The following is a 12033-nucleotide window of genomic DNA, read 5'->3' on the forward strand; positions in this document are numbered from 1 at the left end:
TTAATAATCAAACTTTGTCGCTAATGGCACCAATCATGACGCTATCGTGTTATTCGCTGAAACTCATCCTCAGCATAACTCTCTTCAATGTCGCATTTAGCCACCAGCGACTCATAGAATGGTTTCCAATTACGCCGCCATGTCCTTTCGTTGAGTTCTGGAAGCAACGCTGTAATCGCTCTGTAAGCTGTTGTTGAGGGTGTCCGTTTGTATCCAATTCCTGAGCAGCGTTCACACTCTTTCTCTACTGGCGCGCCAAGCCGTTTGGATTTCTCAAGGTCACGCACTTTACCGGTACCATTACAGCGGCAGCGAATAGAAATAGCACCCTTACCGTTACAGGATTGGCACAACTCCCGCACTTGTTCATTTTTGATGGTCGGGGATATCTTTTCTTCGCCATCTGCACCGATGTAACCAGAGTAAGTAACAACATCCCGAGTGACAGTGATAAATCGACGCCCACCGCAACATTTGCATGGGATAGTTGCCGCTGCTGAACTGCTGTATTCCTCGTAGGCAAATTTAGCCAGAATCACCATGCATTGAGCCATTCGGCGGCCCGATACTTTACCGACATGTTTCGGGGCATTCTTCATTGCAAACTGGGTAAGCTGTTCGACAGTTCTGATCCGGTCCTCTTTGCTGATGCCAACCTTGCCAAGATATGCAGCCATTCCGAAACTGGCCCGAGCCTCAACCATTCCCATTGCAGCAGCCAGATCAGGCCCCTTAAGCGAGTCGGAAGAGGTAGCGCGGGGTGAATCCGTAATCATCTGGCTCTTGGCGCTGAACTGTTTCATTGCTGATTCTAATTTCACTATGCTGCCCTCTTTGTATAGACCTGCTCACGAACCTGGTCGCCGTTCATCACGAAATCATTAAAATCGCCGTTATCGGGCCAGCGTACGCTGACAGATATCAAATCGTTTTTTGCTCTGAGATTGGCGGTAGCACAATTAAACGCTGCGGCCTGTCCAGTGGCTGAATGTTTATCCATATCAGCAAAAATAATGAGGTGTTTGACACCTGCCGGTACCCTGAACTTCTCCATGAATCCAGCATTGATTACTGACCATGTGTTTATCCCGTACACCTGATAGCAGGACAGTGATGTTTCAATGCCTTCAGCAATGCCCAGCGTGGAGGCAACCGGAAACATGCGGATTGCCACTGAGCGGGTATGATCAAGGTAGTTCTGTTCCTGTAGTGATTTAAGCCGTTTAGCGCTATCACCGATATTCGCTTTTTTATCCCCATCAAGCAGGGTCTGATGCAGGTAACAGAGTTCCCCCTTATCATCTGTCGCCAGAGAATAAAGCGCCTGATATACCCGCCCTGCATGCCGCTGTTTATCGCAAAACCGGACGGCTTCAACAGGAAGCCGATTAATACCGCGCTGGCGCAAATAATCTGCGGCAGTGGTACCGCGCAAATCCACCAGCTTTGAAAACTTACTGATAACTCGCTGCCGCTGTTTCGCTGCTGAACTGGTGACAGGAATGCTGATGTGTCGGTAGTTATTGCCAATAAGCTGATCCACCTCGGCGCACAGCTCAGAAAATGATTTATTCTGAGTCAGGTTAAGCAGTTTCATGCCATCGCCGCTATCACAGGTACAAATCCACATTCCAACGCCTTCACGATCATCAATACGGAACTTGCCGCGAGCACCGCATACCGGACATTCCCCCTTGAAGTGATTTTTGCCAGTGATTGGCGGTAAACCGAAGTATTCAAAAATCTCAGCCCATCGGCCCTTTGCTGCTTCTGCTGTCTTCATGCTGGTTTCCTTAAACTTTTCCGTATTTCTTCAAGGTGATTTCTGGCATCAATAATTGCTGTGGTGGCGTCAATATTTCCGGAATTACATTGCTGAACTGGTGGCTTTAATTTCTCCCGGCCTTTAGCAAAGGAGATGCGTTTATGTTTGATGTAGCTGCTGACTTCCGGTGTTATTTCCATCGGGAAATCACTTAAGCCATTAGGCCATTCGCTAAATTTGTCGTGGAAGGTATGTGAGCACCACCCATCGCTTACGGGCTTACCCATCGATGAGCGCTGACGTTGATAGAACTTGATCTGACTCCACCAGGCTTGCTTGTCGGATTGGGTGAATACACGCTTTCCCTTGCCTAATTTTTTCAGTCCGCGCTGGGTGTCGGTATCCACGTCCTGTCCTGCCAGTGGCTTAAATCCACATTTTGGGCAGACGTATACCCCTGCGGGTTTCATGAAATGACACTCGGTGCATTCTTTAGGGAGTTTTTCAGTGCGTTCCTCTGCCTCACGACTGGCGCTATCTTTCATTCCGTCGCTTTTGGATGGCAGTTCGTTGTATTCGATAGAGTCAGGGAAGCCTAAGCGGTGAACAGTGCCGCTGTGATCGAAAACAAGGCAAGACTCTTTACCCGGCGCAGTACGCAAGCCACGCCCAAGCGCCTGCAACCAACGGATTTCGCTTTTTGTGGGTCGGGCGTAGATAACGCAGCGAACATCACTATCAAAACCAGCTACCAACACGCCCACACTGACGATAATTTTTGTGGCGCCCATTTCGAAGCGATGAATAATGAGTTGACGCTCTTCATGCGGGGTTTCAGCTACCATCACCTCAGCGTTAATCCCCACCTTATTGAATTGTATGGTGACGTAATTGGCGTGATCTACATTTACGCAAAATGCCACAGTGGGCAGATCCCGCCCGTTCTGTAGCCAGTTATCAACGATGTCGCCTACGAGGTCAGCACCACACATGATTTCTGCCAATTGGTTTTCGTTGTAGTCTCGCCCGCAATCAATGGTATTAGTTGTTTTCACGCCTTTCAGGTCTGGCTTGCTCGGCGCATAGAACTCGTAACCGCTCAGGTCGCCGCGCTGGATTAACTCCCCGATGGTGGTCGGCTTAACCAGTTGCTGGTAGTAATTACCCAGGAATGGCGAAAAAGGCGTACCGGATAAACCAATAACTTTCACCTGTGTTTCGCGTGTCAGGCGCTCAATCTCAATCAGAATTTGTTTCTGCCGGAGGTGAGCCTCGTCAACGATCAGTAAGTCAATATTGTCCGGGAACTGACGGCGGATCAGCGTGGCGGCACTGGCAATCTGAATTTTTAACGTTGGATCATAGCTCGGATGTTTCTGCCAGATGAAACTAATCTCGTCCTCAGGGAGTCCATACTCGATAAAACGCTGCGCAGTCTGGTTAATTAAAATTGTGTATGGGGCAATGAAGAGCACACGCATACCACGACTAACAAACCCATCTGCGATAAATGCCGCCAAACCGGTTTTACCGCTGCCTGTCGGTGCATAGACCATGAAAGAGCCGAATGACTTCCAGTCACTGCGCAGCATGTTCAGAGCGCGTTCCTGTGCGAAGTTCGGTGTAATGTTCAGCATTGCGTAACCTCTCGCCAATTAACTATTCCAGAGAAAACCTTTCTTCTGGTCTATGCCTACTCTGCATATCATCTTGCTAGTACGGTGCATTTTGGAGGGCCAACCCCTAGATCGAGATCTACCTAACCTATGGAGTGGTCTGTTGGAAAAGGCCTATTCCAATCCCACATCCACCTCCCCCCTTACCCCCCTCCTCCTTCTCCCTTATTCATGTACTAGCTAACGAGTACATTGATACGAAAAAAGACGGACAAAGAATCTCGACCTGCTAACACCTGACACCTTCAAGTCAGCGTGTAATTTACTGCTTCAAGCCGCCACACCTTCGGGGCTGCTATTACTTCACTACCAACGGCGGACTGACTGTGTAACCCTGTAGTGCTTTTCCGTGGCTTTTCACAAACAATCTCAATCGCGTATTAGCTTCATGCCTTGCTTTGTTCTCTTGACGGTATGAAACAGACTCCGTGTAAAACGCGACCTGATAAGCCTCTGCATACTTAACGACAACCCTTCTGCGCAACGAGGGTGCCAATTGCTGTAACTGCTCCTGAATCCACTTCCCATCCTCGGGACAAAACACCGTTGGCATGATTACCGGGACGAACTGCTCATAAGCCATCAATGCCCCTTGCCGCTAAACTAATCCGAGCTGAATCTGAGACTTTGGTTGCCGCTTCCGGCTCGGCTTGCGTTCTGCTTTCGAACAATTGAACTGAACCCACAGACGCGCTTCCCTTAAGCAATCATCAAAAGCTGCACCCTTGCGGCTTGCCTGAGCAAGTTTGTGGTAGTGCTTGACGCCTTCGTCTGCCCCCCCCCTAGCAATCACGTCAGGGACACCATCAGCCACCAGCGCAACTAAAATGTGTTTGTGGATGAATGCCTCAGGAGTCATGAGTTAGTCCTGAGCGTAGAGAGAGTGATTGAATTTAAGTTTTCCCTCAGTACGATAAGCAGCCTCGGCAGCCCGCCCCTTTGGAATTAATCGGCCTGGGCGGCTACGCCACTGATAAACTGCTTCTGGTGAAATTCCATAAAAAACAGCAACTTTAACTACACCGCCAAAGTATTTTTCAATATCATCAGTTGTCATAATGCCCCCTTCAAAGGCAAAGCTAATATAACTTAGATATTAATTGCTAAGTTATATTCAGTCAATTAAAATTAAGATAACTTAGGTTTGAATGCAGGAGATTGTTATGGAATCGATAGGGCAACGCATCAAAAGACTTAGACAAGTAACTAAAACAACACAAAAAACACTAGGTCAATACTGTGGTGTTTCTGACGTTTCCGTTGGGTATTGGGAGAAAGATTTAAACGTACCCAAAGGAGAATCTCTTCTAAAACTAGCAAAGTACTTCAACACTTCTGAAAGCTACATATTATACGGTTCTGAATTACAAGGATTGGAGCCTCTAATTACAGATATGAGTAAGCTACCTATTCTTTCATGGGTTCAGGCGGGGTTATTTACTGAGAGTGAGCCGAGAGAATTGTTTGAATCTGTTGATGAATGGTTGAGTACCGGGTTAAGGGTTTCACCATCATCTTTCGCCCTTAAAGTTAGGGGCGACTCAATGACTAACCCCAATGGATTACCAAGCATCCCTGAGGGGTCAACTATTATTGTTGATCCTGAAGTAGAGGCAAGCAATGGAAAAATTGTCGTGGCTAGGGTTGACGGAACGAACGAGGCAACCCTTAAAAAATTAGTTATTGATGGGCCTAACAAATACCTTGTTCCGTTAAATCCACGCTATAACAACATCCCAATAAACGGTAATTGTGACATTATCGGTGTTGTGCGCGGCGTCCAATACGAGTTGTAGTTCCAGAGGCCTCGATATCTCAGAGGCCCCCCTCATTCCTCCTATCCTCTTCTTAATTCTCACAAATAAACTCACAGCTAATTTAACTTAATTTAATCTTGACGAAAAAGCTAACTTAAGTTAGCCTTATTTCATCGGCAACGAAAAGGCAGGAAGCCCACGCAGTAGCTGCCAATGGCATATGAAGCATTGGATAATTCGTTGACTGGTCAGTAATTACGCAAGCCAATTAATCTCTTACTAGAGAATAAATCATGACCAGAAAAATTTTATTAACCCTTCCGTTATCCCCGGAAGAAAATTATGAAATCCTAATGTATTACGATGATGGAACTTGCTTAGTATTTAGATTTAGTAGCCCAGAAAAAGTAACTAAAACACAGATCGAAAGATTGAATTTATTTAGCCCTCAAGTCATACCCAGAATAGAAGAAATACTTAAATGTAAGTTAGGGTAACAACCCAGCCCCGCACCTAATAACGAGGTTGATATGATTTCATTAACCATGCCAAAACATAAAGTTGAAGATGCCAGTGAACGCGCTGCTGAGATATTCGTTCTCGTCACTATGGTGAAAGATGCTCTCGATGGCGATAAAGAAGTAACTGATATCGCCTTTGCTGTATCAGCAATTATCAAGTTAGCAGGTGATTTAAACTCATCATTGTATTATTTATTGAATGATGGAAATGGTAAGGCTAAATAATGAGCAATTTAATTAGTGAAATAGACAAAGCAAAAATAATGGCTAGGAATTCAGAGGTTTTATTAAGAGCTGCTCTTGAACCTGATAGCGAAGATGATGGCGATGTTCTTTATTATTTAGCATTTACCCAAATTATTGAACTTCACGCATACCTTGCTGGGTTACTTAATACTATTGGGGCTAAATCATGAATAACCTATCTAATCTTGTTAGTTCGGCTCTGGTACCGCGCCAACGAAACCAGAACCTAGCCTTAAATAATGCCTGCGACGGTTTTAATAAGGTTGAAACGGATTCTATCTTAACGGTATTCATCTTTGCAACCATTAAGCGCTCTGACGTTAAAGCCAAGCCGGTAATGATGCGTGTAACCGCCCATAGTTACAAAGAAGCACGGCAACAATTGATAAGCGATTACGTTATTTCTTTTGCTGGTCGCATTCCAAGTCAGGAGAGAATGGCATGAGCAAAAAACAAATTACTCTGGATGATGTTATGTGTCGGATCCAGCAGGCTCAAACAATATTATCTTTTTGGCGTGAAACTATGACCACTGATGATGGTAGTTACCCTGACATTGTTGACGCCGTGCTAACTATTCTTGATGGGTTGCCTGACGCTGTAGCTATTGAAATGGATAAACCTAGTGGGGCTAATCATGGCTAAATTAACCAAGTTAGATTTAGCAAATATCCTTAATGATATGGCAACAATATTAGATTGCGCGGCAATTCTTCGCGGCGACCCTAACCAAGGCACGATGTTAGCAAATGAACTTGATGCGTATGTCGAAGATTACGCCAAAACAACAGCGGCCAGAATAGTTAAAGAAGGGGCTGACCATGAATAGTCTATTCGAAGTGACCGATGATGGCTGTATTTTCGATGAAGTATCCGAGGTTGTCAGTGCTCTTACTTTAGCCGAAACGACTTTAGGGCCAAAAGATAATACTTGCAGTGAATCAGCCATCATCAATATGAGCATCAAGCAGCTTAATCGTGTGTTGCGAAGAATGAGGGCGATCCATGACTAATTTACCTATAACCAATTTTCACAGCTCTGGCAACTCGGTGAATAAACATAGCAAAGCATATAACCTGAACCTGTTTACTCCAATCGAGCAAAACAAATTCATGGTAGTAATGCCCGACGACACAATGACAGGTGAAATTGAGTGTCGTGATAAGGTCATTATCGATACAACACCAATTCGTTATTTTGAAGATGGAATATTTGCTTTCTTTCTTGACGGTATTTTCATGATTAAGCGGCTCCAATTCATCCGTAATAATGTTTGGGTTCTACCATCCAATCAGTTCTATCAAAGTTTCGAGATTGCCAGTGATAGTCTCATCGAACTTATGATTATAGGTCGTGTTATTTACAGCCAAGAAATCAGGAGTCACTAACAAATGAACATTGATAAAGTTGACCCAGCCAGATTCGAAGAGTGGGAATTTGATTTAATTGATGATGGTGGTATCGAGGTTGCATTCCAATTAAGACCAGAACCTGTTTATTTCGTTATGCGTCACGGTCGCCGTAAAAAATGCTTTAGCCGTGAAACTGCGATTAATCGTCTCGCTCACTTCATGACTGAAAAAGTATTTAAACGCGCAGGTGTTAGTTCTCGGGTTGGCGAAAAATACACCCAAGTGGATGGCTGTATTCACTGGGAAAGAGGTGAGCCATCACCAAGATATATAGCCTCACATAATCGCTGTATGCGTCGCATTCGTCGCCTGCTAGCCAAGCAACGCGAAATGCTTAAATGGCAGAAGAAATATGAGGAATGGTCAAGCCAGCATATTGAGCTGATGAAAACCAAACCTTATTAATTAAGTAATCGTAAAACAAAATTTAATTACAGCCTTTCGGTTGGGGAATCTCTCAGCCCAAAGATAGAGAAAAGGTAATTAGCCATGTCAGACAAAATTAACAAAATCGAATTAAACAGACGGCGTATCGCCCTCGCCTATCTGGATTTTTGCCAGCGTCATTATGGCGGCGATTGGGCGAACGTGACCATTAACAAAGCAAAGGTTCGTGTCGAGGTTTCACAGGTAAGCATAGAGCTTTGCTTGAAAGAAATCGTAGAGAAGCAACTTCGTGCTGAATACGGCATTGCAGACGGCCAGCGCCAAATAGCCACCTCGTATGAAGCGATGCTGAACCGTGATGCCAGCAAATTAACCCCGCTGGGCGCTCAGGTCATGGAAGAAATGATGCTCGATGCCGTTACCGACAAATTGCAGAACCCGGACAGCATTTTATTGCAGGTGGTGGCATGAACAATTACGCCCAAAAAGCAGAGCAAGCAATCGAGCTTGAAGCTAAAGGGCTATACCGCCGCGCTGCATGTGTTTGGCGTGACGCGTTACCAATGGCCCCATCCATAGAACTGCAAAGCATATGCGCCAGCAATGCCCAACGCTGTTCTGACCAGGGTAAATACAAGGGGAAACCAGAACTATGACCTTATCAGGTAACCGCATCCCGCTTCGGATCTACATCGGGGCCACTCAGATTTTAAACCGGTACCGCCGTGGAGCCGTTCGCCCTCGCCGCACGTATCAGTATGGCTATCTGTCTTTACGCATTACCCACCGCTGGCGGTTGTTATCGAAAGACGGTGGGCAGCACTGGGAGGCCATGAGCCACCAGCGATACAACAAAGAGTTAGGGGTGTAACTGATGAGTACTGAACTGAATCCAGAATCGACGCCTGACGGCATTAAAACGGGGAACCGTGTCATTGGATACTCCGCTGCAATCCGTCAGCTTGATAGTGGGTATTACGACAAAAAAATCTCTGAAGGTCTGAGGACTTTAGCCTGCATTCAAGACGCGAAAGTTAACGGCTGGCTGAGTTTGAGCATTGAAAAGGAAGTCATTATTTGGCGGTGGCTCGTCGTGACCGTGTTCATCAATGAAGAGCGAGAAAAAAATGGCACGGCTGAAATCCTGAACGATGAAGGCGGATCTGACCTTGCCGTTATCTACATCGGAAAGAATGGAGGCATAAGCATTTACCCAAGCCCCCTGCGCTTCTCCTTGGCAAATCACGTTGAGGGATGCGCTATCGAGAAATATGGCTCTGGCTCTAAGGATGTATCAGGACATGGTGGTGGTGTGCCAGAAGCAAGGTTTTAAGTTATCGGCAATGGGCCGCGAAGGTCTGGAAATGCTGCACGATGAATTTATCGCGATGATCAAAACCGAAGGCATCCCAGATATGCCAGTGGTCCACTGAGGAATAGAGAATGAACAAAAAAGCTGAACTGGTAATCAATGGTGTACCCATGATGAGTAGTGAAGAGATTGCCACCCTGACAGGGAAAAACAAATCAGATGTGCATGTGGATATCTGGAATATCTTAAAGCAACTTTATGATATCGATAAAGATGATGGAAAAAACCATCATATTAAAAATCAACGAGTTGTGATTGTTAATGGCGTCATTATCAGCGTTGATGGTCGAGGATATATCTCTGAGTTTCTGCTTGATCGCCGACATACTGAAATCTTGATTTCTGGTTATGACGTCAAGCGCCGCGCTGCAATAATTGATCGTTGGCACGCACTTGAAACATCTGAAGCCCAGCCTCGCCTTGAATCGCCGCAACCTCAACAAACCTTTGCATCAATGAACGACAACATTCTTTCCCTGGCTCGCGTTGTGGCTGAGGCAACCGCATCGGCAACCATGAAAGCGGTAATTGATATTGTTGGTATTCAAAAGTATCAGCCAGTAGCTGAACCGGTTACGGCTATCACACCACCAGCACCCGAAACATTGCAGATTAATAACCAAGCGGCTGCTAGTGAAGAATCTGAGTACGCACTCGTATCTGAGCTGTCATGGGTCAGCGGCCTGTCTGACTCTACGTGCCGCCGACTGGTTACATTCGCCAACTTACTTACTCGTCTTACCAATGGAGCGCGCGGCCATTTGCAGATCAATCGTGAGTCGTTCATGAAAGCCGCTCAAACGTTGCTTGATGAATCCACACCACCCACAGGAAAACTTAAACGCTGGCAGCATCCAGCGTTCGGTGGCTTCACCTTGCGCCTGAAATCCGAAAGCCACACAGGAGAAGCTGAATGAAGAAGGTATTTGAGCTGATCATGTGGACGTTGTTCTTTTCTACCCTTGGAGGTTTTGGGCTTATTTCTGGTTTCTATGTTTGGCTTGGCTGGATTATTTGGTTACGGGAGCTGCTGGTATGAAACACGATTATTCAGATGTTGTTCCTGAGAATTTCTATACACCAGAAGGTCATATTAATTTTGAGACACTGGTTACCCGTGAGGATCACCTTTGTGCTCTGTCAGTTGCAACGCGCGCACTGGACAATATTGAAGAATATATCAGTGGGAACCCAAACGGCAGTGAAGAGTGGAGGCAAAAGGCTAATGCAGCTCATAAGCGCTGGACGTGGTTACTGGCACGTATAAGAGAGAGGTTGTCTGTTTTTAAGTCCAGAGAGAAGAATGTCAAACTGTCTCGTAGCGTCCTGATCAGAAAGTATCTGGTACAAGAACTAAAAAAGCATGTTCCTCACTCGGTTTATAAAGAATGTGATCGCATTGCTAGAAAGCTTGCACGTGAAGAAGCAAATGGGCAGCACTCAATCAAGGAGTCTATCTGATGTCTAGCACCGATATGATTGAAGAGAAAGAAGTGATGGCTAAGCTCAGGATCTCTTCTCGCATGACAATCTGGAAGTACACAAAGATTTATAATTTTCCTCTACCAGTGAGGACGCACCCAAAGCAATACTTACTGGCAGAGGTCGAGCAATGGATACTCAACGGCGGGGTTAACCAGCGAGCTTCTTAATATGCCAAAATATCTTCTCGGCATACAGTTCATAAGCTTCGCGCTGTTCTTCAATCCAGTCATGCTTGTTGTATACAGCCATGATGCCGCCTAGTTCGTGGCCCAGCATTTTTTCAATTACATGCGGGGCCACCCCTTCTTCAGACAATCTAGTTGCGAGGGTTCGGCGGAAATCATGCGCTGTCCATACCCCTGCATTAACAACGTTCCTAATCCTGCCAATATAACGATTAGCAGCAGCTATTGTCATTGGAGCATTAAGCTTTTGCCCTGGGAATAGTACGTTTCCGTAAGTCAGCTTTGCCTTTTCAAAGAGAGGGAGTACCTGGCTGAAGATTGGCCGACGAATTATTTTATTCGTTTTGGATTTTTCGGCCGGAACAATCCAAAGTTTGTCTTCTTCGTTAAAGTCACTAAGTTCTGATAGCCTTAATTCTCCATTCCTTGCACCCCACAACATGAGCATCTGATGAAGCAGCTTATTAGATGTTGACGCCCTACTACGTTCGATAGCCAGCCATATGCGGGCCAATTCATTGTAAGTAAGAACCTTGTCCCCTACCGCTGGTTTCTCACCTATATCTCGAGGGCTGATTTTCATAAGGCTACAACCATCAATAAATTGACGCCTGATACACCAATTAATCGCTGATCGAAGTTGCACTAAAAGATGGCGAGCGCGGCGCTGGTTTATTTTCTCTTCTTCAGTAAATAAATCCATCCAGTTACGAACGGTTATTTCATCAATAGGCACACCAGGGAAAGCGTTAGACATGTTCTTTATGACGGTACATCTATAAAGCTGCTGTGTCTTATCCCTCAAGGAGACACTCACGTATGTTTCTTCCCAGTAAGCAAGACAGTCCTTAACTGTTGGGCTTTTGGCGTTTTTGTTTTGACTGGTGAGCAATCGTGGATCTAATCCTCGAGCTAAATTCTCACGGAAGTCAGCAACTTTGTTTCTCGCATCTTTTAACGTTACAGCCGGGTATCGCCCTAAACCAATACGGTGTTGCTTACCTTCCCATCGAAAGCGATACTGAAAAGTTATTACGCCCTTTGGTGATACCCTTATCCCAAGCCCATCCAAATCCGTTACTTCTGGTGCTCCTGAATATGGTTTACCATACAGAGCGCGTAATTTTGTATCACTGATAGCCATTTTATTTTTTGTACTCAACATTAATAGTGATTTTGTACTAACTTGGTACTCAATATCACATGGACTATCTTAAACATCAATA

23 protein-coding genes and 1 pseudogene are annotated in these 12033 nt (G+C 45.4%); 17 read left to right on the top strand and 7 right to left on the bottom strand.

All coding sequences use genetic code 11. The annotated features are described in order from the left end of the window. Nucleotides 1–41: 41 nt before the first annotated feature. The 6 genes from V1956_RS17270 to V1956_RS17295 form a co-directional block, all read right to left on the bottom strand. A complete protein-coding gene (locus V1956_RS17270; RefSeq protein WP_442825397.1) occupies nt 42–821 on the bottom strand; it encodes an antitermination protein Q in 780 nt (259 codons plus the stop codon). Continuing rightward, the gene (locus tag V1956_RS17275) at nt 821–1783 is read right to left on the bottom strand and encodes a DUF7146 domain-containing protein (protein ID WP_442825398.1); all 963 of its coding nucleotides are present in this window, start codon (nt 1781–1783) and stop codon (nt 821–823) included. Before V1956_RS17275 ends, V1956_RS17270 begins: the two co-directional genes overlap by 1 nt. Then, nucleotides 1780–3402, bottom strand: a complete 1623-nt coding sequence (locus tag V1956_RS17280; protein ID WP_442825399.1) for a DEAD/DEAH box helicase — start codon at nt 3400–3402, stop codon at nt 1780–1782. The genes V1956_RS17275 and V1956_RS17280 overlap by 4 nt, the downstream gene beginning before the upstream one ends. A 337-nt stretch (nt 3403–3739) precedes the next feature. Beyond that, nucleotides 3740–4024, bottom strand: coding sequence for a hypothetical protein (locus V1956_RS17285; RefSeq protein ID WP_442825400.1), 285 nt, complete (start codon nt 4022–4024; stop codon nt 3740–3742). A 15-nt stretch (nt 4025–4039) separates the two neighbouring features. Further along, entirely contained in the window at nt 4040–4300 is a 261-nt protein-coding gene (locus V1956_RS17290; protein WP_442825401.1) for a hypothetical protein, read from the bottom strand. 3 nt (nt 4301–4303) lie between these two features. Further along, entirely contained in the window at nt 4304–4498 is a 195-nt protein-coding gene (locus V1956_RS17295; protein WP_427264796.1) for a Cro/CI family transcriptional regulator, read from the bottom strand. Nucleotides 4499–4604: 106 nt separating this feature from the next. Here V1956_RS17295 and V1956_RS17300 point away from each other — a divergent pair, with 106 nt between their 5' ends. From V1956_RS17300 to V1956_RS17380, 17 genes and pseudogenes are all read left to right on the top strand, one after another. Further along, the gene (locus V1956_RS17300) at nt 4605–5237 is read left to right on the top strand and encodes a LexA family protein (protein WP_442825402.1); all 633 of its coding nucleotides are present in this window, start codon (nt 4605–4607) and stop codon (nt 5235–5237) included. Nucleotides 5238–5728: 491 nt separating this feature from the next. Then, nucleotides 5729–5944 carry a hypothetical protein gene (locus tag V1956_RS17305; RefSeq protein WP_442825403.1) on the top strand — a complete coding sequence of 72 codons (216 nt, stop codon included), beginning with the start codon at nt 5729–5731 and terminating at the stop codon, nt 5942–5944. Then, nucleotides 5944–6135, top strand: a complete 192-nt coding sequence (locus V1956_RS17310; protein ID WP_442825404.1) for a hypothetical protein — start codon at nt 5944–5946, stop codon at nt 6133–6135. Before V1956_RS17305 ends, V1956_RS17310 begins: the two co-directional genes overlap by 1 nt. Next, entirely contained in the window at nt 6132–6410 is a 279-nt protein-coding gene (locus tag V1956_RS17315) for a host cell division inhibitor Icd-like protein (protein ID WP_442825405.1), read from the top strand. The genes V1956_RS17310 and V1956_RS17315 overlap by 4 nt, the downstream gene beginning before the upstream one ends. Further along, nucleotides 6407–6610 carry a hypothetical protein gene (locus tag V1956_RS17320; protein ID WP_442825406.1) on the top strand — a complete coding sequence of 68 codons (204 nt, stop codon included), beginning with the start codon at nt 6407–6409 and terminating at the stop codon, nt 6608–6610. The genes V1956_RS17315 and V1956_RS17320 overlap by 4 nt, the downstream gene beginning before the upstream one ends. Continuing rightward, entirely contained in the window at nt 6603–6794 is a 192-nt protein-coding gene (locus V1956_RS17325; RefSeq protein WP_442825407.1) for a hypothetical protein, read from the top strand. The genes V1956_RS17320 and V1956_RS17325 overlap by 8 nt, the downstream gene beginning before the upstream one ends. Beyond that, nucleotides 6787–6978 (top strand): hypothetical protein, encoded by a 192-nt coding sequence (locus V1956_RS17330; RefSeq protein ID WP_442825408.1) that lies wholly within the window; start codon nt 6787–6789, stop codon nt 6976–6978. Before V1956_RS17325 ends, V1956_RS17330 begins: the two co-directional genes overlap by 8 nt. Further along, nucleotides 6971–7354, top strand: coding sequence for a S24 family peptidase (locus tag V1956_RS17335; RefSeq protein WP_442825409.1), 384 nt, complete (start codon nt 6971–6973; stop codon nt 7352–7354). The genes V1956_RS17330 and V1956_RS17335 overlap by 8 nt, the downstream gene beginning before the upstream one ends. A 3-nt stretch (nt 7355–7357) precedes the next feature. Continuing rightward, on the top strand, nt 7358–7783 hold the full coding sequence (locus tag V1956_RS17340) for a hypothetical protein (protein ID WP_442825410.1): 426 nt from the start codon (nt 7358–7360) through the stop codon (nt 7781–7783). A gap of 84 nt (nt 7784–7867) precedes the next feature. Next, nucleotides 7868–8236: a hypothetical protein gene (locus V1956_RS17345; protein WP_442825411.1), complete on the top strand. Its 369-nt coding sequence runs from the start codon at nt 7868–7870 to the stop codon at nt 8234–8236. Further along, nucleotides 8233–8421, top strand: coding sequence for an ANR family transcriptional regulator (locus V1956_RS17350; protein ID WP_439322566.1), 189 nt, complete (start codon nt 8233–8235; stop codon nt 8419–8421). The genes V1956_RS17345 and V1956_RS17350 overlap by 4 nt, the downstream gene beginning before the upstream one ends. Further along, nucleotides 8418–8636: a ParE family toxin-like protein gene (locus V1956_RS17355; RefSeq protein ID WP_442825412.1), complete on the top strand. Its 219-nt coding sequence runs from the start codon at nt 8418–8420 to the stop codon at nt 8634–8636. The genes V1956_RS17350 and V1956_RS17355 overlap by 4 nt, the downstream gene beginning before the upstream one ends. A 3-nt stretch (nt 8637–8639) precedes the next feature. After that, nucleotides 8640–9198 (top strand): annotated as a pseudogene (locus V1956_RS17360) (hypothetical protein). 10 nt (nt 9199–9208) lie between these two features. Continuing rightward, entirely contained in the window at nt 9209–10054 is an 846-nt protein-coding gene (locus tag V1956_RS17365; RefSeq protein WP_442825413.1) for a transcriptional regulator, read from the top strand. After that, nucleotides 10051–10176 carry a sodium:solute symporter gene (locus V1956_RS17370; RefSeq protein ID WP_442825414.1) on the top strand — a complete coding sequence of 42 codons (126 nt, stop codon included), beginning with the start codon at nt 10051–10053 and terminating at the stop codon, nt 10174–10176. Before V1956_RS17365 ends, V1956_RS17370 begins: the two co-directional genes overlap by 4 nt. Next, entirely contained in the window at nt 10173–10598 is a 426-nt protein-coding gene (locus tag V1956_RS17375; RefSeq protein WP_442825415.1) for a hypothetical protein, read from the top strand. The genes V1956_RS17370 and V1956_RS17375 overlap by 4 nt, the downstream gene beginning before the upstream one ends. Continuing rightward, complete coding sequence (locus V1956_RS17380) at nt 10598–10789, top strand: helix-turn-helix transcriptional regulator (protein WP_083159324.1); 192 nt, start codon at nt 10598–10600, stop codon at nt 10787–10789. The genes V1956_RS17375 and V1956_RS17380 overlap by 1 nt, the downstream gene beginning before the upstream one ends. Here V1956_RS17380 and V1956_RS17385 read toward each other — a convergent pair. Next, nucleotides 10770–11951, bottom strand: a complete 1182-nt coding sequence (locus V1956_RS17385; protein WP_427212929.1) for a tyrosine-type recombinase/integrase — start codon at nt 11949–11951, stop codon at nt 10770–10772. The two genes, V1956_RS17380 and V1956_RS17385, sit on opposite strands and share 20 nt — an antisense overlap. Between the last annotated feature and the right edge of the window lie 82 nt (nt 11952–12033).

Origin of the sequence: Yersinia sp. 2540 StPb PI (assembly GCF_052217165.1) — a bacterium.
Taxonomy (GTDB): domain Bacteria; phylum Pseudomonadota; class Gammaproteobacteria; order Enterobacterales; family Enterobacteriaceae; genus Yersinia; species Yersinia enterocolitica_E.

Bases quoted from the DNA above. Each gene is read 5' to 3' on its own strand.
- V1956_RS17275 (WP_442825398.1), bottom strand. From the start codon at position 1,783: ATGAAGACAGCAGAAGCAGCAAAGGGCCGATGGGCTGAGATTTTTGAA.
- V1956_RS17280 (WP_442825399.1), bottom strand. From the start codon at position 3,402: ATGCTGAACATTACACCGAACTTCGCACAGGAACGCGCTCTGAACATG.
- V1956_RS17285 (WP_442825400.1), bottom strand. From the start codon at position 4,024: ATGGCTTATGAGCAGTTCGTCCCGGTAATCATGCCAACGGTGTTTTGT.
- V1956_RS17290 (WP_442825401.1), bottom strand. From the start codon at position 4,300: ATGACTCCTGAGGCATTCATCCACAAACACATTTTAGTTGCGCTGGTG.
- V1956_RS17295 (WP_427264796.1), bottom strand. From the start codon at position 4,498: ATGACAACTGATGATATTGAAAAATACTTTGGCGGTGTAGTTAAAGTT.
- V1956_RS17300 (WP_442825402.1), top strand. From the start codon at position 4,605: ATGGAATCGATAGGGCAACGCATCAAAAGACTTAGACAAGTAACTAAA.
- V1956_RS17305 (WP_442825403.1), top strand. From the start codon at position 5,729: ATGATTTCATTAACCATGCCAAAACATAAAGTTGAAGATGCCAGTGAA.
- V1956_RS17310 (WP_442825404.1), top strand. From the start codon at position 5,944: ATGAGCAATTTAATTAGTGAAATAGACAAAGCAAAAATAATGGCTAGG.
- V1956_RS17315 (WP_442825405.1), top strand. From the start codon at position 6,132: ATGAATAACCTATCTAATCTTGTTAGTTCGGCTCTGGTACCGCGCCAA.
- V1956_RS17320 (WP_442825406.1), top strand. From the start codon at position 6,407: ATGAGCAAAAAACAAATTACTCTGGATGATGTTATGTGTCGGATCCAG.
- V1956_RS17325 (WP_442825407.1), top strand. From the start codon at position 6,603: ATGGCTAAATTAACCAAGTTAGATTTAGCAAATATCCTTAATGATATG.
- V1956_RS17330 (WP_442825408.1), top strand. From the start codon at position 6,787: ATGAATAGTCTATTCGAAGTGACCGATGATGGCTGTATTTTCGATGAA.
- V1956_RS17335 (WP_442825409.1), top strand. From the start codon at position 6,971: ATGACTAATTTACCTATAACCAATTTTCACAGCTCTGGCAACTCGGTG.
- V1956_RS17340 (WP_442825410.1), top strand. From the start codon at position 7,358: ATGAACATTGATAAAGTTGACCCAGCCAGATTCGAAGAGTGGGAATTT.
- V1956_RS17345 (WP_442825411.1), top strand. From the start codon at position 7,868: ATGTCAGACAAAATTAACAAAATCGAATTAAACAGACGGCGTATCGCC.
- V1956_RS17350 (WP_439322566.1), top strand. From the start codon at position 8,233: ATGAACAATTACGCCCAAAAAGCAGAGCAAGCAATCGAGCTTGAAGCT.
- V1956_RS17355 (WP_442825412.1), top strand. From the start codon at position 8,418: ATGACCTTATCAGGTAACCGCATCCCGCTTCGGATCTACATCGGGGCC.
- V1956_RS17365 (WP_442825413.1), top strand. From the start codon at position 9,209: ATGAACAAAAAAGCTGAACTGGTAATCAATGGTGTACCCATGATGAGT.
- V1956_RS17370 (WP_442825414.1), top strand. From the start codon at position 10,051: ATGAAGAAGGTATTTGAGCTGATCATGTGGACGTTGTTCTTTTCTACC.
- V1956_RS17375 (WP_442825415.1), top strand. From the start codon at position 10,173: ATGAAACACGATTATTCAGATGTTGTTCCTGAGAATTTCTATACACCA.
- V1956_RS17380 (WP_083159324.1), top strand. From the start codon at position 10,598: ATGTCTAGCACCGATATGATTGAAGAGAAAGAAGTGATGGCTAAGCTC.
- V1956_RS17385 (WP_427212929.1), bottom strand. From the start codon at position 11,951: ATGGCTATCAGTGATACAAAATTACGCGCTCTGTATGGTAAACCATAT.